The following is a 23,650-nucleotide window of genomic DNA, read 5'->3' as shown; positions in this document are numbered from 1 at the left end:
GCCACTATCCTTGGCTTTGACTTGAATGTAGGGATGTTCCTGCTTCGAGTTGTCTTCCGAATACAGTAGGGATGCTAATGGCTGATTACAGTATCAACCCAGCGTACGATAAATGCCGTGCGTTCATTGATGGACGGCGCCTGAAAAGCTGGAGTTGGGAAGATATCGCCAGACTCGGCCGGACGGAACAGCCACTTGAGAAGGCCAACGACTGGTTCCTGTTGCAGGAGCAAATGGACGACTGGCCTTCGCTGGGCAATAGCCCGCAAGAGCGCCTTGAATGTTGGAAGAAGATCGTTCGGCACAAGGAACAGGCCGAGCAGCAATCCGTCGCCGCGGCGAGACCCTTGATTGTTGTTGGGGCGGAAGAAGCCGAGCCTGGCATGGCAGTGCCGCAAGACGCGCGAAGTGCATGGCAGCTCTACAGAAAACACCTGATCGCGCAGGGCTGGAAGCAAGCCTCGGTCGATAATATTCAAAAGTCTGCGGTGCGCGTCCTTCGGCATCTGCGGCAGACCACCCAAGATCGCATGCCTGTAAAAGGGCTGGTGGTGGGACATGTACAATCCGGCAAGACGGCCAACATGGCGGGCCTGATTTCCATGGCAGCCGACTATAGATGGAACCTGTTCGTCGTGCTCACCGGCACCCTCGAGAACCTGCGGGTACAAACCAATAAGCGTCTGGTCGGCGATCTGTTCCAGCATGATGGTAACGTCAGTTGGAAGGCGATCGAGCATCCATCGAAGAACAGTCCTTATGGTGCCCGTGCGCAGGACATGCAGTTCGACGCTGGCCGAAGAGACCGCCACCTTGTTGTTTGCCTGAAGAACCCGGCTCGGTTGAAGCATCTCATTGCGTGGATCAAAGCGCACCCGCTGGGGATGTCGCAGATGCGGCTCGTGGTGATTGATGACGAGGCGGATCAAGCGGGCATCAATTCAAATGACGTTTCGAAGGCTGAGCGAACGGCCATCAACAAACTCATCCTTCAATTGATCAGTTTGCCTCTGCAATGTGTGAACTACGTTGCGTTCACCGCCACACCCTCCGCCAACTTTCTCAATGAAGGACCAGGAGAAACCCTTTACCCTTCGGATTTCATTGCAGCGCTGCCACAGGCGGACGAACATTTCGGGCCCGTGCAGATTTTCGGTTACGCCGAACATGATAAAGAGCCGCTTGGAATCGTTCGTGAAGTCTCTACAAAAGACGTGGAACAGGTGGGTAGCCTTCACCGAGGGGAAGACTTGACACTGCCTGACGCGCTGCAAGAAAGCCTGACCTGGTACCTGTGCTGTGTAGCCGTGATGCGATTGTCCGGCGCTGCAAAGCCTGTGAGCATGTTGATCCATACAAGTGCAAGACAGCTTGATCATGAGTACATGAGCAAAGCCGTGCAGGCAGCGCTCCAGGAGTGGTCGAAGTACGCTGATGATCAGTTGGCCGCTACGTTCAGGCCCGTGTGGGACAACGTTTCGTCACAACTCGATGGTGCTCAGTTTGCCGACCGCTTCCCTGACTACGGCCGGCTCTCCGAGCTTCGTGAACTCCCGGCGTTTGACCATTTTTTTGCAGAAGTGCGGACACTGCTGGATGCGGTGACAGCTATCCAGCTGGATGCGGATTTGCAACGGACATACCACCAGGGCATCCATATCTGTGTTGATAACTGTGCCAATAACGGTGTGACTGATGAGAACGAGGTCAGGCGGCTATTCTACCCTGACGCTGAGCACGCTCTGAATTACTGCACAGCGTTTATCGTTATCGGCGGTGGGACTCTTTTTCGCGGGCTGACGATTGAAAACCTCGTCAGCACATTCTTCCTGCGTGGCTCGGCGCAGGCAGATTCCCTGATGCAGATGGGGCGCTGGTTTGGTTACCGCAGAGGCTATGAACTGTTGCCTCGCGTGTGGATGTCCGATGATACGAGAGAAAAGTACGAGTTCATGACCGTCGCGGAAGAGGAACTTCGTGACGATCTACAGCGCTTCATGCATGCCGGTGCCAAGCCTGAAGAGTTCGGGCCTCGGGTCCGTGTCCATGCTCGGCTCGCATGGCTTCGCCCGACAGGTGCGAACAGGATGCAGCGCGCGATCAAGGCGAAATTCGACTTTTCGGGAATCAATCGGCAAACAACCGTTTTTCATGACGGCGATGATGCTGCTGCGGTGCTCAATAACAATTTGTTGTGTACAGAGAAATTTCTGAGCTCGGCAGGTACCAACCTCAAAAAAACCGAATTGAAGGGGGCCAATAGCCTTGTCTGGCGTAATGTCGACGTCGGTCAGGTAGTCAGATATCTTGCGGACCTCTCGTTTCATCCCGGTAATCAGTTCTTCTCCGACATGCCAGCTTTTTTGACATGGCTCGGTGAGCACAATAGAGACGCTGGCTATACGGAGTGGAATGTCGTAGTGGCGGGCAACACACCGAAACCGGAAAATAGCTGGGAGATTTCCGGCGAGACTATTGGCCGGATCAACCGTAGCCGCTTCGCCGATAAGCGTTCGGATGATGGTGTGTCCATTGGTACGCTGCGAGATCCGAAGGACTTGCTGGCGGATGCCTATGCGCTTCAAGAGGTTGGTCTTCCGAAGCCGGGGTCTAGTAATTTCCAAGTGGCAGAAGAGCGCGACAAAGGTGGTGTCGGAACAGTACCTCAACTGCTGATCTATCTCATCGACAAAGACAGCCCCTATGAACCTTCTACAAAGGTCGCCCCTGCGCCGCGCCGAGAGAGGCAATCGCTCAATGCCAAAGCGCACATCGTAGGTATCAGCCTTTATCTGCCGGGTTCGCAAGGCAAGCAGAAAAGCTATGTCACTCACGTGACAGTCAATATTCCGGAGACCTTCGCGCCATCGGAAAATAATCTTGAAGAAACGGTAGGCGCGATCTGATCCATGAAGTATTACAGCCTCCCACTGCAGCCCATGCAGGAGTCCGGTGCGTTCCTGCTTCGCGCGCTGCAGAATGAAGAAACGCCATTGTTGGACTTGCTGGTACGCGAATCCGTTCAGAACGCGCTCGACGCAGGGCGCAAAGATAATCAGGAACTGCCGGTGTCAGTGGATTTCCATATCCGTGAGCATTCTCTGGAGGCCATCGCCTCCATCTTCAGTGAAGGGCTGAACCTGCAGATGCTCGGAAAACGCTATCCACGTACGCCGAAACTGCTTGAGATCCGCGACTCAGGTACCGAGGGGCTGACCGGGCCGATGACCTTCGACAGCGTGTTAGCCAATGGTCAACATGGCAATTTCCTGAAGCTCGTGTTCGAAATCGGCCGGACTCGCACTGATGATAGTGCGGGCGGTTCGTGGGGATTGGGCAAGACCTGTTACTTCCGCATGGGGGCAGGCCTCGTCATATACTACAGCCGGATCGAGACCTCCGAAGGATATGAAGAGCGGCTGGTGGCTTCGCTGGTCGAAGATGAAAACCGTGTCGACCGCTTGCAGGTCACCACGCAAACCGGCATTGCTTGGTGGGGGGAGAATGATCGACTGCAAGCAATCACGGCGCCGGAGCACATCCACAATATCCTGAAGGCATTGGGTGCCCAGCCGTTCAGCGGTAAAACAACCGGCACGGCAATCATCATCCCATTGCTCAAAGAAAACCTGCTGCCCGTCTTCGACCATGAGGATGGGCCGGCACCGTGGTGGCACAGTAGTTACGAAGATTACGTAAATGTTGCGATCCAGCGCTGGTTCAGTGCGCGCCTGGATAACCCCTACTTCGCCAGTGGTAGATACCTGAGTGCTTCGGTTAACGGCATGGAGATAGCCAGCGGGGATATGTTGCCGATATTCCGGGCCAGTCAGTGCTTGTATGACCGCGCAATAGGAGAGGTGCCTGAAGAGGCAGATTATTTGACGGCCAGAGGTATCAAGAGCGATGAGGTGCTTTGCAAAGCTATCCAGTTGCGAGGTGAGTTCGTGGCCTCCGGTCACGCGGGCTGGCTGCTTGGCGTGGCGTTGACTTCACGTCAATTGCAGATGGAGGCGCCAGACAACGCCCCCAGCCCGGAAACCTGCATCTTCTCCAAGCCAGGCAGCGGCGCTCCCCATCGACCGATAGTAACATTCATGCGTTCGCCTGGAATGAACATCTGTTGGGAAGACAGTATCGATTCGCGAGGCTGGGCCGGTGGGTTCTCCGGTTTTGCAGACGGCCGATACGTGGTGGCGCTTTTTGTTCCAGACTCGGCACAGGAGCTCCTGCCATCCGCAGCCCGAGGGTTACGCTCGAACATACAGAATCTTGAAGGTTATCTAAGAAGCTGCGAGCGTGCGGACCATGCCTCGTGGGTGGACGTGAACGGAGGGCGAGTGGTTGAAAAGATTCGTGGCCAGTGTGGCCGAATCCTGAAGGATTTCGGCGTACCGTCCCAGCCCAGCGTAACCGTCAAACCTTCGATGCGTATGTCACGCAAATTGGCCGAACTCGTGCTGCCCAGCCGTGGATTTGGCGGGGATGGGAGGTTTGGCAAAGCGGTGCCGCCTCCGTCCATCGGCCAAGGTTCCAGAAAAGGGGCGGTGGCTTCGCCTGAACTGGAGATAACCGAAGTCAAGTATGCGGCATCCGCCATCGTCATGAAATGGTGCTTGAGGTGGGGGCTGGTGCAGCCAGACATACCCAGAGAAATCACCGTTTCCGTGGACTCCGAATCCGGGCCGATCCCCTTAGAAGCATGGATTGTGAACGGGCTCGGCACGTTTCCGTTTCGACTGGAATCACCCCTAATCAGCAGTGCGATCCCTTCTGTAAAGTGCACGGAAATGGGCGACGGAACCTGTGTCAGGCTCACGGTCGATACTGCGTTTGTTCAACCGGGGCTGGTGCTGGAGGGGGAGCTTCACGTCAGGATAAATGAACCTGGTGGCAAGTTGTTGCGGCCGGTGGTCGGTGTGCGGATTTCGGATTCCAATGGAGCCGCGCGATGAGTACTCGGTTGCCGCTATATCGAATGCTGAATGCGCCACTCGGCGGCGCAAGCGATTCGGAAGTGCTCTTTGTTTTCCGGTCACATGATGGCCTTGATCCGGGGGCGACGGAGGTGAGTGGCGATCAATACGCTTTGGGCAAGGACAGTGACTGGAATCCGGCCGAACATCCCTTGATGGTTCAATCCTTGATCGAGCGTGCTCCGCTTCTGGAAGCCATCTTCGGTCCTGAGGGTGTGGCGAACAGCGACGCTGAAGTGTTGCTGGCACTGGAATGGGCATCGGCAGACTCCTGCTGGAGAATGCTTGGGCCCGTTCATGGCCTGCGTCACGAAGAAGCAGGCAGCGGTGTGATGCTCAACATCGAACTGGAGCCCGGGACCGTCAGAGGGAGCGGTTTTCTGTCTGTTCAGGCGTTTCTAGGCCAATCCAAAGCAGAGTTCGTTCCCGGATTTGCGCATCACCCAGGTGCACGACTGGGTCCTTTGGCACAACCGATCGAAATCATCATCGACGGTGACGGCTCCCTTTTCCCTGTGGTGGAGGAATCCCTTGGCGCAGACGGACCACTGTGGGAATTAAAAGCTTGCTGGAGCGATCCGCAGGATGAGCCATTCTCAAGCGACTATGTCGCTCTGGTACTCAACAATGCCCACCCGCATTTTGAGCAGTTGCGCGACCGTCGGGCGCTGAATATCGAGCAGTCGCCGTTAATGCGCCAGGTGTTCGCAGCATGGCTCGCCCTAGTCATTGCGCAGGTCAAAGCAGACATGGGGGCACAATTCGATACATATCAGGACACGCTCGATACCGATGAAGGTATTGCGAGTATTGCGGATGCAGTGCATACGTTCATTCGAATGGGTGATCTGAATACAGCCTCTCTTCCGGAATTGTTCATATCCACCCAATGCTGGCTTGATCGCCGGATTCGGGCACTGGAGAACGCGGTATGAGCTTCCCGACACTGAATCTCAAACTGTCGCAGCGCCACTTTGACGAGATGGTCAAAAGTGGTTCATTTCTCCACGAAGCTTCCAGTCCGGAAATGGAAGAGGTACGCCGCAAACTCTTTGCCATTGTGTCGATGTATGACCCCATTGCCAGAAGCAACGCCTCAGGCCCTGGCGTCTATGACATGAAAGTTGGCCTTGCCCTGTACCAGGTCTTGGGAGAGGCTGGTATGGACATTCGCACCGCCGCTGATGACGGCTGGTGGCGCTATTTATCCCTGCGTGTACTGCCTGATCTGGTGAAAAATCGTTGGGACAGCGCTCCACCCGTGCGTTACTGGAAAGGCCGAAGCCGCATCTGGTTACGGGCGTTGTGGTGGACCGTTCATCTAACGTGGCAGGGCACCGAGGAAAACACTCGAAAGGTGTTGGAGAGCGTGACTACCGATACGGTCGTACAACTGGTTGAACGCCCAGGAAAGGGCGGTTTCAGGATTGATCTGACGCGCTTGATTTTCAGGATGCGATTGCTGCGTAAACCTTCCCAGGATCAGTTCAGGGCAATCATGAAGCTCAATACGGCGCAGATCGTGCTCAAGGAACCCGTTTTCTGCGAAGGCGGTTTGTTCGGCTACGTCGATGCACTGTTTGCGGATGTAGGATGCGCCCCTATTGGTATTAATAGCGACCATGACTGACTTGTTGAAAGAGATTCAGGGAGGCTTTGCCAACCTTGACCAGAGCGGGCGGATGTTGCCCATCAAGGTGATGCCAGCAGCCTGCCCTGCGTGGGTATTTCGTGAAGGCGACAGGTTCGGCGTTGCCGTTGAGTGCTCCGCCCCCCTGGAGATCTCGGAAGTATTCGCCGGCGCCAGGCTCCGGACAGTGGAGCGGGTGATCGCGGGACAGCAGAGACGCTTCCTGCGGTTGGAGTCGTCCATTGAATGGCTCCGCAACGAGTTCGGGGTTATCTGCGAGCATATGGTCAGCGTCGAGTCCGGCGCCGCGGTACGGCAAGCGTTGCTGGCTGATCCTCTGGTTTGGTGGGAAAGGTGGCGGCACCTGCTGGGGAATGCGCTGGTCGACAAGCATGGCTATGACGTGCTCGCTGAACTGCTTGCTCTGGAGACGCTGGTTATAGGAGGGGTCTCCTATGAGTGGAGCGGCCCTTTCGGCGGCGTAGTTGACATTAGAACTCCAACGACCGACTACGAAGTCAAGTCGACGATCAGCCGTTACGGGAGCGTGATCAACATTTCCGGGCAGTTCCAGCTGGCCGCCTCATCGGGTAAGCCGCTACAACTGATTCACTTCAGGTTTGAGCCGGTCGATGAAGGTCTGTCGATTGATCTCGTTTGCGATCGTCTCGTTGCTCTCGGCATCGATGCCGCCGTGCTGGAAGGAGCATTACAGCGTCTCGGCATGGAGGCAGGATGTTCGGCACGAAAAGAAGCATACAACCTGCTCGAGGCACTGTCCTATTCGGTTGATGACAGTTTTCCCCGGATAACGCCTGCAAGTTTCATAGGTGGGGTGTTACCCGCAGGCGTTGTTCAGTTCGAATACAGCGTTGATCTTTCTGGTCTAAAGTCCAAGCTGCTACAGAGATTGACTCAGGTTGCGTAACGGTTCGATGGAGGCTCGGAATTGCCGGCCCGGTAGCCCGAGCGCCCCGGTCAGCTGAACGGCTCGGTATGGAAAACGGGCCAAGAAATATAACGTTGATCGCAATCCGGCACGGCCTCCAGAAGCCATTGGATCTCTGCTTCCGGTCTGCGGATTCCGCACTCCCAGAGTTCGAAGACGCGCCAACCCTGTTGCAGCAGTTCGTCCCTGTTTCTTATATCTCGCTTCACGTTCTGCTCGAATTTTGCGCGCCAGAAATCTTCGCGAGACTTGGGATTGGTCGCGTACCGGCATCCGGGGTGCCTGTGCCAGAAGCAGCCATGAATGAATAAGCAGAGGCGGTACCGAGGTAACACCACGTCGGGGCGACCCGGAAGCTGTCGTGGGTGCAATCGATACCTAAATCCATGACTGTGCAGCAGCTTTCGAACCTTCATCTCTGGGATTGTATTGCTGCCGCGGATGCTGGCCATCATGCGAGATCTGACTTCTTTGCTGACTACGTCCACCGATCACCCTCCAGATGTGCCTCCTCTTGCTGAAGTTATGACCATTCAACTGCGCTAGCGCTCCCTAGGCCTATAAATCGTTGGCTTTCTTGCTGGGCGCGGAGGGGGGACAACGATTTTGCTGCGTATGGACCATAATTTGAGATTGTCATTTCCGCCGAGAAACTTTTAGTTGGCAATCGTCGTGAGCGCGGCTAAAGCTGCGCTGGTGGGCCAATCCTGGTAGAGTATTGCTGCTCGGCTAACTACGCTGTTGCCATTCCTGTTTCCTTGACTGATGAGCCCATGACTCAATACCAGAACACTCTTTTCCCGCCGAGGGCGACCGCCGAGCCAGCTGTTGCAGTTGAGGACGCTATCCAAATCGTTGACCTTTTTGCTGGCCCTGGCGGACTGGGTGAGGGTTTTTCATCCTCAGGTGATGGCAATCGATTCGACATCATCGTTTCCGCCGAAATGGACCCTGTAGCTAGGAAGACACTTAAACTGCGTGCCTTCTATCGCTTGCTCAAGCGCGAGTATCCCAAAGGGCTTCAGGACTACTACCGGTATTGCAATGGTGAGGCCGCAGAGCCTTTCACTCCTGAAACGAGAGATTTCTGGACCCGAGCCGAGGAGGAAGCACGGCAGATCACCCTAGGGTCGGAGGAGGGCGACTCTGAGCTAAATGAACTCATCGACGCCAGATTGAATAAAGATGGACGTCCCTGGGTCCTCATAGGCGGCCCTCCATGCCAAGCGTATTCAATCGTTGGTCGGGCTAGAAATCAAGGCAAGCAGGGTTATGTCGCTGAGAATGATCATCGGCATTTTCTGTATAAAGATTATCTGCGCATCATCAAGAATTATCGCCCTACTGTTTTTGTCATGGAAAATGTCAAAGGGATATTGTCTTCCAAGGTTGGGGGTGAAGGGATTTTTGCGCAGATTCTCAGAGATCTAGTGGACCCTACCCTAGCATTGGATCATGTAGAGGGCGGGCAGAAATACAAGATCTGTTCTCTGGTTTCCGAAGAGTCGATCAGCTCTGCTGATTGCATCGGCAGGGTAAACCCGAAGTCTTTTATCATCGAAGCAGAAAAATACGGGATTCCACAAGCTCGCCATCGAGTCATTCTTCTGGGAATAGCGCTCGACGAGTACGGTAATACCCCATTTCATGACCTCCTGAAAACAGCCGATCCGGTATCGGTCAGACAAGCCATCGGCGGCCTGCCCAAGCTTAGAAGCAAGCTGTCGCGGGGTTTGGACTCCCAAGAAGATTGGTACCGGGCGGTTGCCGACGAAGTAGACGATTTACTGCGTCACGCGGAAATGGAAAATGGCAAACTCATTGCGCCTCTGCGAGCTACTCGTCAAGCACTTTTCAATGCGCCTCAGAGTTCTGGCAGTCAGCGAGTGCCTAAGGAACAAGGTCTAGGCAACACGGGTATACCCACCCTTGATGCCTGGTACCAAGACGCCAATATCAAATACTGGATGAGCCACGATGCCCGCGGACATATGCAGTCCGACCTGCGGCGATACGCTTTTGCAAGCACCTTCGCTGAGCACAACAAGTATTCGCCAAAGGGCCATCAACAATTTTCACTACCTGGCCTTGCTCCCGCTCACAAGAACTGGGAAAGCGGTAAATTCATTGACCGCTTCAGGGTGCAGCTCGCAGAACTCCCGGCAACGACTATCACCAGCCATATCTCGAAGGATGGCCACTACTTTATTCACTACGACCCTGCGCAATGTCGTAGCTTGACCGTTCGCGAGGCCGCGCGGCTTCAGACCTTCCCAGATAACTATTATTTCGAAGGGAATCGAACCCAGCAGTACCACCAAGTGGGCAACGCGGTACCGCCTTTATTGGCAAACAAAATCGCGGAAATTGTTTATGACGTTGTGTGTCGGCGGGTTGCCGAGCGTCAAGATATTATGAAAACACCTGCACAAAATGAATCGCCACTGCTGCTATAGACGCTTACTGACAGCTTTTGGCCCAGAGTGTGTAGCAACGCGCTCAAGGTTCTCATCGTCTTGAAGCGCGGACGCTCGTTAGTTGAACGATCATACGGGCAATGTCGCGGGTAGCATCATTCGAAATTGGAACACACCATCACTGTTCTTACAGCTTTTAGGGTGGGCCAAATCGGATTTTTTAGGCAGTCAGCGCTGTCATAGCCATGGTTGCGGGGGGGCGCAGGGATCGGGAGGGCCTCAAGCTTCATCGCGGCTCCCTGAGTGAGGTGCCAAGAGTTGATCCGGTTCTTTCTGAATACACGTTGAATTCAACATTCTACTCAAAACCGATCAGCACAAAATCGATTGTGACATCAGCTAGGCTCATGTCGCGTTTACGAGCCTCCAAGAGAGTTTTACGGTGATTGCTCAGATCTACCGCCTGCCCGCTTGGCTTGGTCATGGATTAGGGATTCATAGGCATCTCAGCCTTTATCGATGATTTTAGGTGAGGCGAGCCAACGCGCTTGGTAATTTATGATAAAAAAATTTACAAACGGTCAGCTCTAGTCTGTTTAGGCGCAAACACTGAGTGCAATACCGCATTAACTCAATGAAGTTATTTTTATATCTAGAGTGTCCGAGGTGATTAACTAATCGGCATAATTCAAAATTAAAGCCTGAAGAAACGACCCATTTTTGAGGCCGGCTCTTCAGGCTTATTTGTTAGCTATCCGTTCGGGTCACTGTTGGTGAGATTTGACGTTCACTCTTTCTGGCAGGTGCGTGCTGCAATCATTACGTCCTGGAGCAGCTTGTCAGGATTACTAATCGAGCGAAGCTGCGCTGGAGAGTACTTCGCCTCCAGTTTCTGAAAGGTACACTGGCAAATAGCTTTAGGCGCCCCGCTTTGTACGCATCCAGAAAGAAATTCCCCTCTGGCGTGCGAATTTTCATCGGAGCAACCCACCAGTAGCAAAAGTGCAGCGATTGTACTGCATCTTGGGTGCAGGCTGACTCCGTGCATCAGCGCAGCACCATAGCGCAGCCGAAGAATACGCCCACACATAAGCCAAGTACTTGCGGGCCAACCGCCCAAAACACCTTGATCCAAATTAGGCTCAGGATGCCACCATTGGTGAAGACTGCATCTGGATGAGCGAATTTACGGATCGCATCACCGGCCATGGCACCCAGCCAGCCCAAAATCGCGCCGACCAGAACGGCCACGCATTTAGCAAACCAGCCTGCGCTCAATACCATGGACGAGGTATTGAAGGTCACACTCACTATTGCCAACACCGCCGCTGCCACACCCCAGCCAATCATGACTGGGCTGATGCTGCTTGTACTACGGTCTTCTTCGTTGACGCCGCTCTGTGGGTTTTCGCCTTGTTGAGACACGTGATTCTCCTTTTGTGATGATTGGCAGATCAGTTACCAGGCAGCCAAGCAGCTGTTGTTTTCGTCGTTCAGAGCTGGCAATACCGCCTTGAGGTTCTGAGTGGGTAGGTTGAAGACCTTGCCTTGAGCGCTGAACTGCAGCCGATTGGCTTTGCGCAAGGCCCCCCAGAACTCGTGAGTGAAGATGCTGCTGCAGGCGCGACAGTCTGTGTAAAACGGGTTATGGAAGGTTTTTCCATCCACGATGAGGTCAAAACCTCGCCCGTCTTCTGAGCTATACCCCCGGCCATTTACGGTGGCGCTGGCGGAGACATAGCGGTCGTCATCACTGGGGCATGCAATCACTAATTCATTGCCGTTACCGTCGTCGACGGCATATTCGGCGGTGCCCATCGCCCAGCCCGAGGTCCAAGTATTGGTTCCGGCAGAGGCGTTATTTGCAGCCAGGCAGCTAAGAGCCACCATTAGTAGGGTTTTGGTATTCATAGGGATGTTCCTTATCGAGGAGGCTGATGTGTAGTTTTGGGATGAATAGCAACCTTTAAGGGTGATTTTCAACTTTTCATGTTCTTCATGTCAATGAGGTGATGCCCAACCATCTAGGTTGAGATGGGAGAGCAAAATGGCTGAAATTGATCAGAAGCAATTGGCGGGCACAGTGGGGCGCGCCATATCTAAACAGCGGGTTCGTAGCGGACTAACCCAGGAGGCGGTTGCAGAACACTTGGGGGTGGGGAACGAGGCGGTTTCTCGCATTGAGCGAGGGATCGTGATGCCAAATATCACTCGGCTTTTGGAGTTCGCCGACATTTTTGGCTGTGGGGCGGCTGACTTACTGAGTGAGGTGAGCCCACTGGTCGATGACCAGGCGAGTCGGATCAGTCATTTATTGGCATCCTTGAATCAGTCCGATAGACAATTGGTGGTCGAACTGGTCGAGCGTTTAGTTAATCGACTTAAAGCGTGATCATGGCTCGACGGAGTCAAAGTGGGCGTCGCAGCGTAATCAAAAATAGGTAAAGGAGCCGAATTGATATTTGTGCATATCCTGAATAAACCTGTCACTTGCGCTAAACGCTGAGGCGGCGCTGGCCACAGCCGCCGTCATGTTCTGCAGAAACCACGCCATAGGTTCCACTGTGTGCATGCTCTTGGTGGAAGGGGTTGTTTGCCATTCGTGAGCGAAGCTATTTAGCACAGTAAAGAACTGAACGATCGCCTTGGCGCTTTCTTGGCTAAGGACAGCTGAAGACTCACAAATCAAGCAGTTTGGGTTCATGCGAGGCCTCTATCTGAATAGTGAATGCAGTGCTGAGCATGTCGTTATGGGTATCAAACCGCCGTGCGGTAATGCGCGCGAAGTTTTCTTAGAATGATGACCAACAGAACACAGCCCAACACGACGGCAAAAAGTAGGGGTGGGAAGCGCAACATCAGGCAAATGGTCGTTACCACGATGCTGCTACCGGCAAGCAGGCAAATGAACATGAACAACGTGAGGAAAAATCGAAGTACTGTCATAGACGTATTTCCTGTCTTGGTACCTGTAAGTGGGAGTCACGGGGGGATGTTTATTGGGTGGCGCCTAGAAAAGCGGGGTTCGGCGAGTGACACGTGGACTTCTGCACCGATAACAACATGGTCCAGAGTCCAGGTGCCTACCAGGCTGCGAGCGTCTTTCCCATGTCAGGTTGTGATTGGACTAGCTGGGTTCCGGGTCTCGAGCGATGTCGCTTACATTGAGCTTGTATAGATATATGCCCCAAGGCTCATGCCACGAGTTGCATTGCAGCATTCAGGGCTTTCTGTTTGATCGCTGCACCTTGACCAAACCAGGCGGAATCCATTCGATACTCCGAGCTTCGGGCTCGACGCTCGTGATCCACGTACTCCGTTACCGAGTTCAGCAATCCCCAGGCCGTACCGCGTGCGGACAATAGATCGGCACCTCGACCTTTTCCTTCATACAGACTTTGCACTTTCTCCACCGCGCGCTTGTTGGGCAGCACTTCAGGAATGTGGTCACGTGCGCTGGTGTCACACAGAACTTCCATAAAGAAACCTAGGGCCTCTTTTGTCTGAACTCTGCGTTCGGCGAGGATGCGCATCCGATACATGAACTCGTCCCATTGCGAGACGGCGATGCCCAGTTGCTTTTTGACAGTTCGAGGATCAAAGCGCGTGCTGTGCGGCACCTTGATGGCGTGAGTGGCGCCGTTGAGAGAAATGCTCAAGGTGTTGTTACAGACCACGCGCACGGTGGTGGGAGTGGCGGTAGTCGCCAGTGTGCCGTCACAGGAGGTTGCTAGCAGCAGATAGCCGTTGACCTGATCATTGCCCTTCAGTGTGGCCGCTTGACCCGTTCTAGCAAGAGCCCAGAACTTGCGTCCACCTTTCAACACGCCGGCGGTTTCCAGCTCGTAGCCAGAGAACTCCGTCAGGTCTCGGTAGAACTCCAGCACTTGACGGGGTTGCACAACTTGATAGCGATTGGAGACCACTGACAATGGGGCTTTAGTGTCTGATCGATACAGCACTTTTTGTTCCGGGAAGGTGTGAATGCTGCCCAAGGGACCGGCAGCCTCGGCTTTGAAATGAACCGGACTGTCTTGAATCTGCCAATTCATCCCCGCTTCGCGCTGCCAGACTTCTAATGGTTGTTTTTCGGTAAGGCGACTGCCCAAGCCGTGCCAAGGTGTAGCACCAACGTAAGCCATTTGTTCAATGAGGTGAGCCATGGGAAAGATTCCTTTGAGTACAGGTCGGAATAGGTACTGCGCAGGGAGCAGTACGATCCGGGATTAACGTGGGGGGAGAGGTGGATTTAAGTGGGTAGGTTGAAGCGATGCCCGCAGACCAAACAGCGGTTATTTGCCAATACATGGCGATCCAGTTTTTCGCCGAGCTGGGCGCCAATGGCACAACCACCTACACCGCCAGCGAGTCCGCCAAGAAGGGCGCCCGAGACTGTACCGATGGTGATGCCGAGCGGTCCGGCAAGCGCGCCGGCAGTAGCGCCTATTTGGCTACCCGCGAGTACGGTACTCGCTCCTTGCGCAGCACCGCCTACGGCACCAACACTGGCCCCGATCGTCATGGCTGTTCTGAGTAAAGCAATTTCTTTGGAGTTACAGCGAGGGCACTGAAATGACATGGTTTTGGATTCCATGGTGGATGTTCAGTGTCGTGATATAGGCTTAGAAACCGTTCTAATTTCGGGGAGGGGCAAGTTGGGTACCTTGTGGCGGTGCCAAAAGCCGGCAATTTTCAGTAAATGCTATACGGAGTTAGTTCCCGTTGAAAACGACTCCAGTTTTCGATGTGCAGAGTTAGTTCCTTGCTCCCCTTTGCGGAGCTTTTTGACTGCATTTTCGCCTAGAGTGATTCGCTGGGAAAAAACTACCTGGATGCGTTATGGCATACGCAGTGGCCTACATTTAATCGTGCTCCTGAATGATCAGTGCTGTCCCCCCGAACTATTGAGCACTGTCTTGCTTGGTCGATAGCTACTGAGCGTGAGGCGCGCTCACACTGCGTTACAGCTGAGAGACTGACGGGAGAGGCGACCTGTCGCTTTGGCGGGTGTCAGGCAGGTAAACCACTTCTACTGCGAAAGCACTTGCTCAGCTTGAGTCAAAGATCTATTCGAGGCTCAGGAAAAAAATACTCGTCGCTGCCGACCTTTTTGTTGGATTGAGAGAGATTTAAAGTTCGATCACTCCCAAGCCAACAGCGAGAAGGCAAGTGACAAATTCAACATCTGTTCCCTACCCGAGAGTTTTACGGCTCAAGCAGCTGAGCGAGCGCATTGGTCTAGGCCGGTCAACGATCTATGACCGCATGGACGCCCAGTCACCAAGGTACGACGCCACGTTTCCAAAACCGATCAAATTGGGGGCTGCAGCTATAGGCTGGATTGACTCCGAAATCACCACCTGGATTGAGCAGCGAATGTTTGCTAAGGAGGCGCGCTGAGTATTGAACCGGAACGTTATTAGGTGGTTGTGCTGAAAAACCTTAGCTATTTTGTGTTGAGATCTCACACTAACTCTGTATATAGAATTCTCTTCTGTTTAGATTGAAAGGCCCGTTGTCGGTAGTGCTTTGATCAGGGCTTTGTCGCGGTATTATTTCTGGTTTATATGTTATTAGTAGTGTTGGCAGTATTGTTAATGGTCTCGTTAATGAGTAGGTGTTGTCATTCTTAATGACAACCTATGACTGTTGATGTGCATGAGTATGTGAGTAGGAGGTGTGTTTAGACAAACGAAGTGGATGGGATTGGTCAGTAACCAAGTAGGTCGGTAACTTCATTTAATTAACGAGTCTCTGGAGAAGTGATGGTGTGCGCTTATGAGTGTTGACATTGAGGAGCGCTATACGGCGCTCGTGAGTAAGATGGACGTACACATAAAAGGTGTCGGTCAGGTAGGAGCTGTAGACGCAGGATTGATCTGTACATTGAAAGACGCTTCTTCCGTTGTAGGAAGGCTAGTAAGGTCGCAAGGAGATGCGTTCAGACTAACTGCGACAGATGAGTTTGGTAACTCAAGTCTGGAAAGCTACCCTTCCGGTAAATTGTTGCTCAGGTTGGTAAGGCTACACATGCCGGACGATAACCGGTTCAACGCTCTTTATACGCTTGAGCCATATCTGGAGATGGCGATGAGTAAGGTTAAAGAGTTTGATCTGTACTACCACTGCATGACCTGGAGGTTTGAAAGGCCTATTAATGAAACTGAAATGCTCATGAAGCATTTAAATGAGTGTGTGAATCAGATTCGTAAAAGTGTCAAGACTAAAGCTTTCCAAGCACGGCTCAATAGCTATCAGCGATCAAGCAACAAAAACTATAAGGAGCTCACCGGGTACGTTGATGCTTTGTTTGAGCGCTACTCCAGGCTGCTGGTGCTGAGGGTTGATCTTTCCTACTCGAAAGAGAACTCCAAAACTACGCAGGCAGTTGCTAAGCAAGATCGAGAGCGCCTGTTCGGGAACTCCAGGTCGAACAAATTGTTTGACGATATGGTGGGCTATATCTGGAAGCTGGAGCACGGGCCGGAGAAGGGCTTCCATTACCACATGATGTTTTTCTTTGATGGATCCAAGGTTCGAGAAGACGTGACCCTGGCTAGGCGGGTGGGTGAGTATTGGGCGGATGTAGTCACGAAAGGGCGTGGTCTGTATTTCAACTGCAATGCGAACAAGCACGCCTACAAGACCTGTGGGGTCGGGATGATCGACCATACTCAGTCCGCGTTACGTGAGGCTTTGCGAGGCGCGGTGATCTACCTCACGAAAACGGACCTTTACATGAAGCTGCAAACTCAAGGCCGGGGTATGGGCAAAGGGTTAAGCCCTGCCCCCAAAGGCGCCCGTGGTAGGCCAAGGGCTGTTTCGTCGTCAAGGGAGCGCATGGTCTAGGGGCATCACCGCAGAGGCCCCTTAGAGGCGCTGAAGGCAGTCTGGTCGATGAATAAAATTCAATGCCGCTAATCTAGACTTTATCGTGCTTTAGCATGCTTGGTTTTTTCCCAAGCCTGATTAACGAGTACATCTTCACGTAGCCACGCGGTCAGCCATTTCTCAATATTTGAAATCTTTAGAGCAGGAATGTTATTTTTTTCAATAAACTCGGCCAAAGGATCTTCAAGGTGGTAAACGGCTTTAATCTTTGTTGGCCACCCATCCTCAGGTTGTCGCTCCACTAGTAGTCTTGCTGCCTCGTTTTTTACCAGAAGGATAGATTTGTTTCGTGCTTGAGCATTTCTACTGTTCTGGCTCGAACGATTATCTGCTTCGATTGAATTTTGGAAGGCTGCAGATTTTTCTATGATCTCGCCGACCATTACACTGGCATAGTTGGTGAAAGCCCATGCCCGATCACGGTTTTTTTGTGCCTCAGCGGTGCTCCCCAGCTCAAGGTAAAGGCACGCATATCTCACTTGATGCAACAGTGTGTTGAATTCTTCATCCTGCTGTATGTGTTGTTCTTCCCAGCAAGTTTCTAATTCAGCTTGTAGTGCAGGGTGGTCTGTGACCGCGCGGATGCTCTCAAGCAATTGAGTATAGTCGTCGAGATTAAGTAGGGGGTCGAAAAAGTGATGACCAATTAAGTCATGGTTTCTAGCTATAGCTTCATCAATTGTAGTGTTGCCTATGCGTTCATTCATGTTTGTTGTAAATTCTTGCGGTGCAAATAGCGGCTGGGCTCGTTTAATCATTATTTATTCCTTGTTGTTGATCATTAATACAATTTCGCGCTTCATTAGCTGGCGTTGTGATGACGAGTAATATGCTGCTGCTTTTGCACTCGTGTAGTGGGAGGATAACTCAAACTCAAGATTTGTAGGCTTTTTGCAGTGTTGGTAAATTTGCTCCAGTCGGCCACCAAGGCGCGCCGTTTACCGAGAAAGTCTGAGCGGGAGTAAGCTCCTTCGGTCTGGTCGCTTTTATCATGCGCCATAGCCATCTCACATACCTTACGTGGGAAATGAGTACATTCCCCTGCCTGGTCTCGAGAGGACGATCGGGCACTGCGCCTCGTGATTCACACGTAAGTCATATCATGCAAAATCGTGTGTATTACACTAGTGGGCTACTTTCCGGCTGTCATTGGTTGCGGACATAGAAAGGTTCCCGGTAGCCGCTTCCTGTATATGCTCGCTCCACCATTTCATCATTGGCCTTCGGCGCTCTATGTAATCTGCCCGATTATAGGCGCTGCGCACCTCGTCCTTGTCCACGTGAGCCAGGGCAACCTCGATTAGTTCAGGATCCCAGCCGTGTTCGTTGAGGATGGTACTGGCCATTGAGCGCATGCCGTGGCTAACCAAACGGCCTTCGAAACCCATGCGCTTCAGAGCCATGTTAGCTGTTTGGCTGTTGCAATGAGTACGGGGATTTCGATCCGCCGGGAAGACATACTCGCGGTGCCCGCTAAGGGGCTTTATAGCTTCCAAGAGTTCCAAAGCTTGTTCCGTGAGTGGAATGATGTGGGGCCGGCGCTTTTTCATCCGCTCAGGCGGTATCGTCCAGATTTTTTTGCTGATGTCGATATCTGCCCATCGTGCGGTGGCTGCTTCTGCAGGGCGAGTCATGGTGTGAAGTTGCCACTCAATCAAGCAGCGTGTGGTCCTTTTGATACTGGCGTTGGCCACCGTCACCATTAGTTCATTGAGTTCGTCTGGCGCAAGTGCTGCCATGTTCGTCTTCTTGGGTTTCTTGAAGACAGAGCGTATTCCGCTCAGTGGATTCGAGTGAATCAAGCCGGAGTTCACGCCATAAGTCATGATCTCGTTGAGACGCTGGCTCAGTCGCTTCACGGTCTCAAGACTGCCTTTGGTCTCAAGCGGCCTGAGCAATTTGATAACCGCCGGAGCAGTGATCGCAGAGATTGGGGTAGCGGCCAAGTCAGGAAAAACGTGCAGCGTGAGAGAGCGCCAGATATCTTCAGCATAAGCAGTAGTAACCGAGTCTTTCTTGAGCTCGAACCAAGCGGTGGCTACGTTTTTAAAGGTATGTTCCGTAGTCGCTCTTAACGTTTGCCGATCCTCGTCACGCTTCGCTTTCGGATCAAGCCCTTGCGCCACCAGCTCCCTGGCCTCTACCGTCCGTTTCCTGGCTTGAGCCAAACTCACCTCCGGAAACGTACCAAGGCCCATATTGATCCGCTTTTTGGTGATTGGGTGAATGTAGTTAAAATTCCAGAGCTTTGAGCCATTAGCCCTCACTCTCATCTGAAGGCCATCGCCATCAGTGAGGATGTAGTCTTTTTCCTTTGGTTTTGCTGCTTTGACTTTGATGTCTGAAAGCCGAGTGGCTTGGGCACCCATGAGAATCTCCGATACTGCGTGTATTCCAAAAAATAGCAGTCGTGGGCTTGGAATACCACGTGGAATACACGAATTGTAGGATGTGCTCAGATACCATCGGACTCCGTTGGACCTGAAACCCCCGTGTTTGCTGGATTTCAGGCACAAAAAAAGACGTCCTTGGACATCTTTAGATGTTGAAGTGGTGGAGCCGGGGGGATTGAAAATCTATACATAACCTATTGTTTTAAATAACTTTACTGAGCGGTTTATTTTTAAGTGCCCCCATAAGTGCCCCCGTACACGCATTTCCGATGAGCGGCTATTTGAGGAGTTGAACTGGCGTCCTGAATTATCGCTCTGCGACCGGGCGAGGTCAGTCAGCCACCGGCGAGCATTCAATGGAGTTGGTCGTGTACAGCCATAACCTCGGTTATCTGGCTACGAGGGTTTGAGCCCAGCTCACACCGGGCGCTGGGTAGATGTCAGGTCACGTAGTTGGGTTTTTTCAGCGGTAGCGCACCATCGGCTCATCTAGGATGATTTGAGCTGAGGTGCGATATGAGACACTCGATGGTTACCTGTCACAACTGTGGCAAGGCGATGGTTCCGAGAGCGTCATATAGCCGTGGTTTCTGGGGGTATTCGCTTTCTTCCAATCATTGCCCCTTTTGCCTGAGTGAGAACTGGCACGGCGGAAATCCTGGGTTAGGGGCTCGACTGTTCGCTTTGGTTGGCCTGGCTCTTGGTGTTCTGGCCTGCGTTTTGGTAGGAGCGTTTCTGTTCAAAGTGCAGTGGTGGCTAGGCGTCGAAGGGCAGTGGCCTCTACTGACCCTCGGAATCTGCGCCGTGTCGGTTGGCGCGGGATATCGTTTTTATAACTGGTTCGTGGCTTGCTGATAAGCAGTATTTTATCCTGCGTGGTAGGCAACAGACGGCCATAAAGAGACATTCATGTGCGTCGGTATGCCCCTAGCCGAAGCGATCAATTGTTTGACCTATTTGAGCTTTCACCCAACAGCACCTTAAGAACCTAGTTTTGAATATCAAGGGCCAGCCATGCATGCCAGAAATCGGTATGTGTCTGACTGAATACGAAACTTGCTAGTGGGTTGAACCTCCCACGTCAGGGTCATCACCTCGTTAGCCTTTCCAGACCATCCGCAAGGAATCGCAATGTAATTAGCATCAAACAATTTCTGAGGCCGCAACTGCCCCGTGCTGAATGCCGACTCTTCAGCGCTAATTCCGGCTTTTTCCCAGCGTGCTTTCGCGTATTTATCCGATAGCCTCTTGCGTGTACCTACGAGGACGAAGACTGCCGCTGCTTCAGGACGAGCGTCCTTATAGGCACATAACTTTCTCAAATCATGCTCGACTGCGTCCTCAGTCAACTGATCTTCGGCAAGCAAGGTCTTCAACTCAAAATATCCCCAAGGAGAACCGCCAATTCGATCAATGATCACATCGGGAATGCAGCGGCCAAGTGTTGGATGCTCGAGAGCCTGCTTGTTATTCCTTACCAAGTCAGGGGAGGGTAGGTGAGGTGTGAGCAGTTTGACGATCAATTGCTGTACTGAAGCTTCTGCCTGATGCGCGTCCTTCGAGCCGCCCACAAGGCCGTTTTCAGATATAACGTGGTGCGGGAGCTGGTTGTGCAGGATGTTGATCAGCCGCGGCCCATGATGGATGAGGCGTCTAGGATTCATATTTTAGTAACTGCGTATCAACTTCGAGGAGTGCTGCGTCCACGCCACATTCTCCTGCAGCCGTCTTCTTGGATACGTAGTTCCAGACTGGATGCAGATCGCTGTCGAACGCCACCAATGCAAACGAACCAGCAGGATGCAGTCCGGCTCCAGGTGGGTAGTGCTCAATCCACACCGTACGCCGCACGACCTGGCTAATGAAATCTTCGTGATCAGCTCGAAATCGCCACCAACGCCTAGGAGCAACAAGGTGATCCAATCCGACATCTTCTTGCAACCGCTCGATGGCCGCCACAAGGATTTGCTCCACCGCGTTGGTCACCGACGTACCGTAATATTCGAGAAGCTGACTGCAGAGGACAACCAACCCGCTTGGTCGTACCCAGACCCGTAGGAAGCACGTACCCTCCGAACCAAACCCAGGAAACCTGAAGCGTAGGTACTCTTTGTAGACCGGTTCAGTCTGATTCTTCTTCATGTAGCCTGATTCCATATCTGTCCCGTGCGCGGCTGCGCGCTATCGGCTAGTCGTCAAATTTTGCATATAGCACACTTTACCGAGTTAGAGCACAAGAACCAAAAACAGACGCTGCGGTAGGCGTTTGTGGACGATACTTCCTTCCCATTGCAGCCTGTAGGGGTGGCGAAAATCGGCCAGGAGCCGCCCTTCAGAGATGGCTGCTCACCCTTCGCTACCGGCCGAAATAGACCCGAATCTGACCTAGAGGCGTCTACCAAGCAAAGCTGATCGCAAAGACGTACCTCGGATGGCATTGCGATTAGTCGCATGGCATTATGATATCGGCGAATCTATTTGCTATGAGGTCCCGCTTAAATAATCGGTCCACCATGGGGGATTTCCGCCATTTCGGGACGCGATACCAAATCCAAGCTTTCAAGGAATGAGAATGCCATTAAGCGATGAGCAAATTCAGGAATGTCACCAGAGATATCTGCGGGAATATGACAGGTACTCAAAGATGGCAGATTTGGTATATCAAAAATGTATAGAAATCGTACAGAAAAAATTAACTGTGCGTGCAACCGTTCAGCGGCGCGCGAAGAATCCAAAGAGCTTTTTCGACAAATTGCGAAAGGCAGAGCTTCGGAATAGATATAACAGTGTTGATGAGGTTTTTGAGAGGATCAGTGATTTAGCCGGGGTGCGAATCGCAACCTATTTAGAATCAGATCGTCAAAATGTTGTTCAGGAAATAAGGCAGGCCTTTGTCGGAAGAGACGGCGGTGAGCCAGATATTGATGTAAAAGATCGCGCAGAAGTAGGGAGGCATTACCGAGCAACTCACTGCCAAGTATATTTAATTGAAGAAGACTTCGCAGGTACAAACTCTAACCTAGACGGTACTACATGTGAGATTCAAGTCTGTAGCTTGCTCGCACATGTTTTCAATGAAATTGAGCATGATCTTCAATATAAACCGCTAAGCGGTGAGCTGTCTGACGCGGAGAGGGAGTTCATAGACCAGTTAGGGCTGCTGACGAAGGCGGGTGACCTAACGATCAAAAGACTTCTGACCGATACGGATGAGCGTCTTACTCATCGAACTGGCGCATTTGATGACGTCCATGATTTTGTAGCGCGTATGAGAAAGGAGCTAGAAGTCGGAACCGGGTTTTCCGCCAATGCTGGACAGCTATTTGAAGAACTAGAGGCGTTAGGAATTAATTCGCCTGGAGGGATTCATAATGCGATCTGCCCCGGCGGAGAAAATCTTAAGGAAACTGTCCAGACAGAGTTTGATCGCCTTCTCAGATTTGCCGAGGAACAAAATGTGGATATATTAGAGAGGGATAGTTCAGACTTGCTCTTGGCTGGGTTATTGAAAAATAAGGTTGACGAAGTTTTAGCCAGGCATCCTATGGGAAGAGCCAAAGGACGTCCAACGCGACTTGCACAGATAGCTAAGCTTTACAATCAGATGCCGTAAAATTTTCCTATAAACCTCATAAAGCCGATAGAGCATGTAGCCATTGAGCGAATGGGAATACATTTTTTAGGAGTAAGCATGAAATAACGGGGGTATCTATTGTGCATCCTTTGTACGTGATATTTTCCTGCGTCTGCCCTATCGTCATCTGTCGTCTATCTAGTGCACGGCAGATCGATAGTGTCAGCCGGCCAACTCAAATTTTGTTAGATTTCCGACGATAAAATCGTCTGAAATCGAATTTGGGGTGCTCAGCGATCTGTCACCATTTGGCTCTTACAAAGCAGAGAGCCTTGGTCATGAGCAAAGAAGCAAAAACTATAGTCACCCTGCTGGATCAGCAGTACGAGCAGCTGCTTACGGACGCGAGATGCCTGGCCGCAAGCTATATGGATGCGTCCATGAAGATATACAAAAAGACCGAGGTTAAATCTGTCGTGGCTGCCGTTTCAATCAAGCAAACGAGCCCGAATGCGTACTCGATCTACTGGTGCAAACTGGTGCCACTGCAAGGGCAAAAAAACAAGTTCGCGCCCCTGACTATTCCCAAAGGTTGAATCGCCCCGGATTCTCTAGTGGCCTCTATTGGCCCTTGGAACCTGCGCCGTGTCGGTGGCTGCGGGATATCGGTTTTACAATTGGTTTGTAGACTGCTGACAAGAGATTTCTGTCTAGGAATGCCAGTCGGCAACCAGCCCAGTGCAGTCATTGAGACAGTAGGTATGGAATTGCTGACATATGCTCTAGGTTTATCCCGAACTATCAGAAAATGTCCTGAATA

General features: G+C 52.3%; 21 protein-coding genes. 11 read left to right on the top strand and 10 right to left on the bottom strand.

From position 1 onward, the window contains the following. The first annotated feature begins 77 nt into the window (after positions 1 to 77). From AOA61_RS28890 to AOA61_RS28870, 5 genes are read left to right on the top strand one after another with little or no spacing between them, the layout of a single operon-like run. Positions 78 to 2,906: a Z1 domain-containing protein gene (locus tag AOA61_RS28890; protein WP_158234841.1), complete on the top strand. Its 2,829-nt coding sequence runs from the start codon at positions 78 to 80 to the stop codon at positions 2,904 to 2,906. 3 nt (positions 2,907 to 2,909) lie between these two features. Next, the gene (locus AOA61_RS28885; protein WP_099603233.1) at positions 2,910 to 4,955 is read left to right on the top strand and encodes a hypothetical protein; all 2,046 of its coding nucleotides are present in this window, start codon (positions 2,910 to 2,912) and stop codon (positions 4,953 to 4,955) included. Beyond that, positions 4,952 to 5,911 carry a hypothetical protein gene (locus tag AOA61_RS28880; RefSeq protein ID WP_099603232.1) on the top strand — a complete coding sequence of 320 codons (960 nt, stop codon included), beginning with the start codon at positions 4,952 to 4,954 and terminating at the stop codon, positions 5,909 to 5,911. Before AOA61_RS28885 ends, AOA61_RS28880 begins: the two co-directional genes overlap by 4 nt. Continuing rightward, positions 5,908 to 6,606 (top strand): hypothetical protein, encoded by a 699-nt coding sequence (locus tag AOA61_RS28875; RefSeq protein ID WP_099603231.1) that lies wholly within the window; start codon positions 5,908 to 5,910, stop codon positions 6,604 to 6,606. The genes AOA61_RS28880 and AOA61_RS28875 overlap by 4 nt, the downstream gene beginning before the upstream one ends. Beyond that, positions 6,599 to 7,534 (top strand): PD-(D/E)XK motif protein, encoded by a 936-nt coding sequence (locus AOA61_RS28870; protein WP_099603230.1) that lies wholly within the window; start codon positions 6,599 to 6,601, stop codon positions 7,532 to 7,534. Before AOA61_RS28875 ends, AOA61_RS28870 begins: the two co-directional genes overlap by 8 nt. Positions 7,535 to 7,584: 50 nt before the next feature. On the opposite strand, the gene AOA61_RS28865 is transcribed toward AOA61_RS28870, so the two are convergent. Beyond that, the gene (locus tag AOA61_RS28865) at positions 7,585 to 8,043 is read right to left on the bottom strand and encodes a very short patch repair endonuclease (RefSeq protein ID WP_099603229.1); all 459 of its coding nucleotides are present in this window, start codon (positions 8,041 to 8,043) and stop codon (positions 7,585 to 7,587) included. Positions 8,044 to 8,328: 285 nt separating this feature from the next. On the opposite strand from AOA61_RS28865, the gene AOA61_RS28860 reads away from it, so the two are divergent. Further along, the gene (locus AOA61_RS28860; protein WP_099603228.1) at positions 8,329 to 10,011 is read left to right on the top strand and encodes a DNA cytosine methyltransferase; all 1,683 of its coding nucleotides are present in this window, start codon (positions 8,329 to 8,331) and stop codon (positions 10,009 to 10,011) included. Positions 10,012 to 11,019: 1,008 nt separating this feature from the next. Here AOA61_RS28860 and AOA61_RS28855 read toward each other — a convergent pair. Both AOA61_RS28855 and AOA61_RS28850 read right to left on the bottom strand, forming a co-directional pair. Further along, the gene (locus tag AOA61_RS28855) at positions 11,020 to 11,397 is read right to left on the bottom strand and encodes a hypothetical protein (protein WP_206199181.1); all 378 of its coding nucleotides are present in this window, start codon (positions 11,395 to 11,397) and stop codon (positions 11,020 to 11,022) included. A 33-nt stretch (positions 11,398 to 11,430) separates the two neighbouring features. Next, the gene (locus tag AOA61_RS28850; protein ID WP_178075228.1) at positions 11,431 to 11,883 is read right to left on the bottom strand and encodes a hypothetical protein; all 453 of its coding nucleotides are present in this window, start codon (positions 11,881 to 11,883) and stop codon (positions 11,431 to 11,433) included. A gap of 136 nt (positions 11,884 to 12,019) precedes the next feature. Here AOA61_RS28850 and AOA61_RS28845 point away from each other — a divergent pair, with 136 nt between their 5' ends. Beyond that, a complete protein-coding gene (locus AOA61_RS28845; protein WP_099603227.1) occupies positions 12,020 to 12,364 on the top strand; it encodes a helix-turn-helix domain-containing protein in 345 nt (114 codons plus the stop codon). A gap of 39 nt (positions 12,365 to 12,403) precedes the next feature. On the opposite strand, the gene AOA61_RS28840 is transcribed toward AOA61_RS28845, so the two are convergent. From AOA61_RS28840 to AOA61_RS32460, 3 genes are all read right to left on the bottom strand, one after another. Continuing rightward, positions 12,404 to 12,676, bottom strand: a complete 273-nt coding sequence (locus AOA61_RS28840) for a hypothetical protein (protein ID WP_099603226.1) — start codon at positions 12,674 to 12,676, stop codon at positions 12,404 to 12,406. Between the two features lie 490 nt (positions 12,677 to 13,166). Beyond that, entirely contained in the window at positions 13,167 to 14,135 is a 969-nt protein-coding gene (locus tag AOA61_RS28830) for a DUF932 domain-containing protein (protein WP_099603224.1), read from the bottom strand. Between the two features lie 86 nt (positions 14,136 to 14,221). Further along, on the bottom strand, positions 14,222 to 14,494 hold the full coding sequence (locus AOA61_RS32460; RefSeq protein WP_256583514.1) for a hypothetical protein: 273 nt from the start codon (positions 14,492 to 14,494) through the stop codon (positions 14,222 to 14,224). A gap of 647 nt (positions 14,495 to 15,141) precedes the next feature. Here AOA61_RS32460 and AOA61_RS28820 point away from each other — a divergent pair. Together AOA61_RS28820 and AOA61_RS28815 are read left to right on the top strand one after the other, a co-directional pair. After that, positions 15,142 to 15,372, top strand: coding sequence for an AlpA family transcriptional regulator (locus AOA61_RS28820; protein WP_099603222.1), 231 nt, complete (start codon positions 15,142 to 15,144; stop codon positions 15,370 to 15,372). A gap of 378 nt (positions 15,373 to 15,750) precedes the next feature. Then, positions 15,751 to 16,821, top strand: coding sequence for an inovirus-type Gp2 protein (locus AOA61_RS28815; protein ID WP_099603221.1), 1,071 nt, complete (start codon positions 15,751 to 15,753; stop codon positions 16,819 to 16,821). Between the two features lie 80 nt (positions 16,822 to 16,901). On the opposite strand, the gene AOA61_RS28810 is transcribed toward AOA61_RS28815, so the two are convergent. From AOA61_RS28810 to AOA61_RS28790, 4 genes are all read right to left on the bottom strand, one after another. Further along, complete coding sequence (locus AOA61_RS28810; RefSeq protein WP_099603220.1) at positions 16,902 to 17,621, bottom strand: hypothetical protein; 720 nt, start codon at positions 17,619 to 17,621, stop codon at positions 16,902 to 16,904. A 366-nt stretch (positions 17,622 to 17,987) separates the two neighbouring features. Then, positions 17,988 to 19,232 (bottom strand): integrase domain-containing protein, encoded by a 1,245-nt coding sequence (locus AOA61_RS28800; RefSeq protein ID WP_099603219.1) that lies wholly within the window; start codon positions 19,230 to 19,232, stop codon positions 17,988 to 17,990. A 1,025-nt stretch (positions 19,233 to 20,257) separates the two neighbouring features. Further along, on the bottom strand, positions 20,258 to 20,920 hold the full coding sequence (locus AOA61_RS28795) for a hypothetical protein (RefSeq protein WP_099603218.1): 663 nt from the start codon (positions 20,918 to 20,920) through the stop codon (positions 20,258 to 20,260). After that, on the bottom strand, positions 20,910 to 21,398 hold the full coding sequence (locus tag AOA61_RS28790) for a hypothetical protein (protein ID WP_043205935.1): 489 nt from the start codon (positions 21,396 to 21,398) through the stop codon (positions 20,910 to 20,912). Before AOA61_RS28790 ends, AOA61_RS28795 begins: the two co-directional genes overlap by 11 nt. 430 nt (positions 21,399 to 21,828) lie before the next feature. Between AOA61_RS28790 and AOA61_RS28785 the strand changes: the two genes are divergently transcribed. Then, positions 21,829 to 22,869 carry a GTP pyrophosphokinase family protein gene (locus AOA61_RS28785; RefSeq protein ID WP_015885964.1) on the top strand — a complete coding sequence of 347 codons (1,041 nt, stop codon included), beginning with the start codon at positions 21,829 to 21,831 and terminating at the stop codon, positions 22,867 to 22,869. Between the two features lie 299 nt (positions 22,870 to 23,168). Next, the gene (locus tag AOA61_RS28780) at positions 23,169 to 23,426 is read left to right on the top strand and encodes a hypothetical protein (RefSeq protein WP_236417899.1); all 258 of its coding nucleotides are present in this window, start codon (positions 23,169 to 23,171) and stop codon (positions 23,424 to 23,426) included. Positions 23,427 to 23,650 lie beyond the last annotated feature (224 nt).

The organism is Pseudomonas sp. 2995-1 (genome assembly GCF_002742505.1).
GTDB classification, from domain to species: domain Bacteria; phylum Pseudomonadota; class Gammaproteobacteria; order Pseudomonadales; family Pseudomonadaceae; genus Aquipseudomonas; species Aquipseudomonas sivasensis.
The sequence above is the reverse complement of the archived record's forward strand: the minus strand, read 5'-3'. Positions and strand labels throughout refer to the sequence as shown.

Excerpts from the sequence above, each read along its gene's own strand:
- AOA61_RS28860 (WP_099603228.1), top strand. The coding sequence starts at position 8,329 with ATGACTCAATACCAGAACACTCTTTTCCCGCCGAGGGCGACCGCCGAG.
- AOA61_RS28840 (WP_099603226.1), bottom strand. The coding sequence starts at position 12,676 with ATGAACCCAAACTGCTTGATTTGTGAGTCTTCAGCTGTCCTTAGCCAA.
- AOA61_RS28785 (WP_015885964.1), top strand. The coding sequence starts at position 21,829 with ATGCCATTAAGCGATGAGCAAATTCAGGAATGTCACCAGAGATATCTG.
- AOA61_RS28790 (WP_043205935.1), bottom strand. The coding sequence starts at position 21,398 with ATGAAGAAGAATCAGACTGAACCGGTCTACAAAGAGTACCTACGCTTC.
- AOA61_RS28845 (WP_099603227.1), top strand. The coding sequence starts at position 12,020 with ATGGCTGAAATTGATCAGAAGCAATTGGCGGGCACAGTGGGGCGCGCC.
- AOA61_RS28780 (WP_236417899.1), top strand. The coding sequence starts at position 23,169 with ATGAGCAAAGAAGCAAAAACTATAGTCACCCTGCTGGATCAGCAGTAC.
- AOA61_RS28850 (WP_178075228.1), bottom strand. The coding sequence starts at position 11,883 with ATGAATACCAAAACCCTACTAATGGTGGCTCTTAGCTGCCTGGCTGCA.
- AOA61_RS28875 (WP_099603231.1), top strand. The coding sequence starts at position 5,908 with ATGAGCTTCCCGACACTGAATCTCAAACTGTCGCAGCGCCACTTTGAC.
- AOA61_RS32460 (WP_256583514.1), bottom strand. The coding sequence starts at position 14,494 with ATGACGATCGGGGCCAGTGTTGGTGCCGTAGGCGGTGCTGCGCAAGGA.
- AOA61_RS28830 (WP_099603224.1), bottom strand. The coding sequence starts at position 14,135 with ATGGCTCACCTCATTGAACAAATGGCTTACGTTGGTGCTACACCTTGG.
- AOA61_RS28795 (WP_099603218.1), bottom strand. The coding sequence starts at position 20,920 with ATGAATCCTAGACGCCTCATCCATCATGGGCCGCGGCTGATCAACATC.
- AOA61_RS28870 (WP_099603230.1), top strand. The coding sequence starts at position 6,599 with ATGACTGACTTGTTGAAAGAGATTCAGGGAGGCTTTGCCAACCTTGAC.
- AOA61_RS28800 (WP_099603219.1), bottom strand. The coding sequence starts at position 19,232 with ATGGGTGCCCAAGCCACTCGGCTTTCAGACATCAAAGTCAAAGCAGCA.
- AOA61_RS28890 (WP_158234841.1), top strand. The coding sequence starts at position 78 with ATGGCTGATTACAGTATCAACCCAGCGTACGATAAATGCCGTGCGTTC.
- AOA61_RS28810 (WP_099603220.1), bottom strand. The coding sequence starts at position 17,621 with ATGATTAAACGAGCCCAGCCGCTATTTGCACCGCAAGAATTTACAACA.
- AOA61_RS28880 (WP_099603232.1), top strand. The coding sequence starts at position 4,952 with ATGAGTACTCGGTTGCCGCTATATCGAATGCTGAATGCGCCACTCGGC.
- AOA61_RS28815 (WP_099603221.1), top strand. The coding sequence starts at position 15,751 with ATGAGTGTTGACATTGAGGAGCGCTATACGGCGCTCGTGAGTAAGATG.
- AOA61_RS28885 (WP_099603233.1), top strand. The coding sequence starts at position 2,910 with ATGAAGTATTACAGCCTCCCACTGCAGCCCATGCAGGAGTCCGGTGCG.